The sequence below is a fragment of the Oleiphilus sp. HI0132 genome (genome assembly GCF_001635845.1).
In genome coordinates this window covers 1-955 of record NZ_LWGJ01000665.1, presented here as the reverse complement: position 1 = coordinate 955, position 955 = coordinate 1, and the positions used below count along the sequence as shown (strand labels likewise).

General features: G+C 40.8%; 1 protein-coding gene. It reads right to left on the bottom strand.

Features of this window, described 5'->3' with window-relative positions; all coding sequences use genetic code 11:
• Positions 1-14 precede the first annotated feature (14 nt).
• On the bottom strand, positions 15-955 hold a 941-nt coding region (locus A3766_RS08045; protein ID WP_156508777.1), incomplete at its 5' end, for a DUF2726 domain-containing protein.

The following is a 955-nucleotide window of genomic DNA, read 5'->3' as shown; positions in this document are numbered from 1 at the left end:
GACTTTAATATCCATCAAGCAGCTTCCTTTGACGCTAACAAACTTAACAGGCCCTCAGGTTTCTCATCAATACTTACAACCGTCCAACCTTGTTTTGTGAATAACTCTTCGCCCTCATCCATTTGGTAGTCGATTAACAACGCTACTTTATAACTCTCCCAAGCAAGCTCTGATTCACATAAAATTTCCCCGTTGCCATCACACAGCTCATAACCCACTGTAGGAACATCAACACAAGCCTGAGACTCTAAATAATCTACTAGGTCCATAACTACTTCATCCGCGTAGCGTTTGACCCTTTCCCAATCAGAGTTTTTACTATTGGTACTATTATCTTGGGAGTCACTAACAGTTTGCCTTTTGGCAGCTCGCTCAAGTGCAGCGACTATGCGTTCCTTTTCGTCACACTCATTGGTTTTTAGCCTTAACAACCTTAATCCAATATTCTGCAGAACCTGGTTCTTCAACGTGTCTCGCCCGCGCTGTTCAGCATTATTTTCGTGAAACTCGAAGCCATCAACCTCGATTGCCAAAACAGGGCTCTTATCGATTCGCGAATAAATCAAGAAATCTACATGCGACCAAGGATTCTTCACAAATTTACTTTGTTCATAAGTTAGCTCTGACGTATCTTTTACAATGTCATTTAGCTGAACATGAAGCACATAATCTAAATCTTGGAAAGCCTCTAAGGATAAGACCTCTCTCAAGAGAACATCTATGAGATTTTCTGAATGGTAAATGGAAACTTTGTTATGTCGGGCTAAAAACTCTCGACGCTGCACGCTTTGTTCTGAATAGAGCATATCAAAAACAGATGACTTTTTACTTGGTATCAGCGCCTTGCCCATCGTTTGATAATTGATATAACGCACCAAGGCTCCAATATTCGAGTTATTATCGTTAAAGATCTTATTCCCCGTCACTAACACAAACTGGTCAACTGCTCTAGACA